Here is a 2,726-nt window from a genome sequence, read left to right as displayed (position 1 = left end):
ACCCCCGCCCCGGCCCACATCCGGAGTCGCTGACGGCCGAACTCGACCCCGACGACGAGGAGTACCTCGCCTGCCTCGCCGACGAGCTGTGGCCGGAAGACGAGTACCTCGAACTGGAGCACACCACCGACGGCGAAGAGGAATCCGGCGGCAGCGGAATGTTGTTGTAGCTGTGTTTATTGCAGTGCCCTTGGCGTCGGGCCTTGGCGGCCCTCCTTCGGCGGGCACTGCGGCGATCGCTGCATCGCTCCGACTCGCCCAGAGGCTCGCTACGCGATCAGGTTCTCGCACGCTCGAACCTGGCTTCGCACGCGATCGCAACGCTGAGGCCGTCGACGCTTAAGGCAACTACCATCCGCCTACTGCGGTGCCCTCAGCGCCAGGCGTTGGAGCGCCTTCCTTCAGGGAGCGCTGCGGTGATTGCGGCCTAGGGAGCGTCGAAGAGGGCGCTGACCGACTCGCCGTTGTGGATGCGTCTGACTGCCTCGGCCAGGGCAGGGGCGATCGACAGGACGCGCAGCTTGCCGTCGCGCTCCCCGTCCGGGACGGGCACGGTGTTCGTGCAGACGATCTCCAGGACGTCCGGCTGGGCCGCCAGGCGCTTGAGGGCCCCGGCGGCGAACAGGCCGTGGGTGCAGGCGACCCGGATCGTGCGGACGCCCAGCTCGCGGAGCCGGTCCAGCAGTTCCAGGACGGTGCTGCCCTTGGCGATCTCGTCGTCCAGGACGATCACGTCGCGGTCCTTGACCTCGCCGATGACCGTGCTGATCGTGACCCGGTCGTCGGAGAAGCGCTGCTTGGCGCCGGCCGCGACCCGCACGCCGAGGAGGCGGGCGAAGGCGGCGGCCTCCTTGGCGTTGCCGAGGTCGGGCGAGACGACCGTCGTCCGCGACAGGTCGTGGCCGCGGAAGTGCGCGGCCAGCTCGCGGAGAGCGTGCAAATGGTCGACGGGCACGGAGAAGAAGCCGTGCACCTGGGGCGAGTGCAGCGTCATCGCCAGCACGCGGCTCGCGCCCGAGGCGACCAGCAGGTCGGCGACCAGCCGTCCGCCGATGGAGATGCGCGGCGCGTCCTTCTTGTCCGAGCGGGCGTAGGAGTAGTGCGGCATCACGACCGTGATGCGGCGCGCGGACGCGCCGCGCGCCGCGTCGCACATCAGCAGGAGCTCGACGAGGTGCTCCTGGACGGGCGCCACTAGCGGCTGGATCAGGTACACGTCGCGCTCACGGCAGTTGGCCTGGAGCTGCACCTCAAGGCAGTCGTTGGCGAACCGGGAGACGCGCGCAGGACTCAGCGGCACCCCCAGATGGGCGCACACCTCGGCGGCGAGCTCGGGATGGGCACTACCACTGAACACCGCGATCTCACGCACGAGTCGAGCCTATTGCAGTGCCCTCGGCGTCGGGCCTTGGCGGCCCTCCTTCAACGGGCACTGCGGCGATCGCTGCATCGCTCCGACTCGCCCAGGGGCTCGCTTCGCGATCAGGTTCTCGCTTCGCTCGAACCTGGCTTCGCACGCGATCGCAACGCTGAGGCTGTTGACACTTGAGGCAACCTACTTACTGCAGTGCCATTGGCGGCGCGGCTCATGCTGTTCGTCCGGTGCTGGGGTCGTCGGGGACGACCTCGTCCAGGAACGCGGCGACCGTCTCGGCGACGGCCGCGACGTCGTCGTCATGGGCCCAGTGGCCGCATCCCTCCAACTCCACGTAGCGGATGCCGGGACGCCGTTCGGCCATCTCCCTGGCCAGCGACGTCGGGAGCACGCGGCTCTCGACGCCGTGGACGAGCAGCGTCGGGCACTGGACGGCCTGCCAGGCCGCCCACCACTCGCCGAGGAGCAGTTCCTCGGAGCGGTACACACCCGCGTGGTCGAACGGCAGGCCCCAGCCGTCCGGGTACCGGATCGCGGTTTCGAGGAAGTAGGCCGGATCCGGGATGCCCTCCTTGACGATGCCCGCGCCCAGGCCCATGAGGGTCGGTGCCCTCCCCGGCCATGCGCGGGTGTCCAGGATCGGCGGTTCCACCACGGCGGGCGCCTCCTCAAGGATCAGCGCGCGGACGAGATCGGGGTGCTTCGCCGCGAGGTTGAAGGCGACCACCCCGCCCATGGAATGCCCGTAGAGCACGGCCGGGGTGAAACCGCGGTCGCGCACAAACGCGGTGAGGTCGTCCACGTAGGCGTCCATGGTGTAGTCGTCGCGGTGGGCGGCGTGCCCGTGGCCGCGCTGGTCGATGGCGGTGATCCTGGCCCGTCCGGCCAGGGCGTGCGCGAGGGAGGCGAACGTCCGGGCGCCGCCGAAGTGGCCGTGGACCGCCAACACGTCAACGCCGTCACCACCGAAGTCGGTGAACGGCGTGGGGTTGCGGGATCGGCCGGTCATAGAGCCTCCTTAGGGTCTAACCCGCACTCGGCGGGCCTCAGGCGTCGACGGCCTCAGCGTTGCGATCGCGTGCGAAGCCAGTTGCGAGCCTGCGAGCAACTGATCGCGCAGCGAGCCGCCAGGCGAGACGGAGCGATGCAGCGATCGCCGCAGTGCCCGCCGAAGGAAGGCGCGCTAGCGCCTGACGCCAAGGACACTGCAATAAGCACAGCGCGCTAGGTGGTGTCTGACAACTCGTGGTGGCGGAGCCAGAGGATGAGGCTGGCCAGTAGCAGGCCGCTGCGGTAGCGGCTGGCCAGTTTGTCGTACCGTGCGGCGATGGCGCGGAACTGCTTGAGTTTT

2 protein-coding genes are annotated in these 2,726 nt (G+C 69.5%); both read right to left on the bottom strand.

The genetic code is table 11. The features are described from left to right. Window positions 1–427 precede the first annotated feature (427 nt). Window positions 428–1,372 (bottom strand): ribose-phosphate diphosphokinase, encoded by a 945-nt coding sequence (locus tag E1298_RS45955; RefSeq protein WP_131903658.1) that lies wholly within the window; start codon window positions 1,370–1,372, stop codon window positions 428–430. A 214-nt stretch (window positions 1,373–1,586) separates the two neighbouring features. Continuing rightward, on the bottom strand, window positions 1,587–2,384 hold the full coding sequence (locus tag E1298_RS45950) for an alpha/beta fold hydrolase (protein WP_131903657.1): 798 nt from the start codon (window positions 2,382–2,384) through the stop codon (window positions 1,587–1,589). Window positions 2,385–2,726: the final 342 nt, after the last annotated feature.

Origin of the sequence: Actinomadura rubrisoli (genome assembly GCF_004349215.1) — a bacterium.
In the GTDB taxonomy this organism is placed as follows: Bacteria; Actinomycetota; Actinomycetes; order Streptosporangiales; family Streptosporangiaceae; genus Spirillospora; species Spirillospora rubrisoli.
This window is presented reverse-complemented; position numbering and strand designations above follow the sequence as displayed.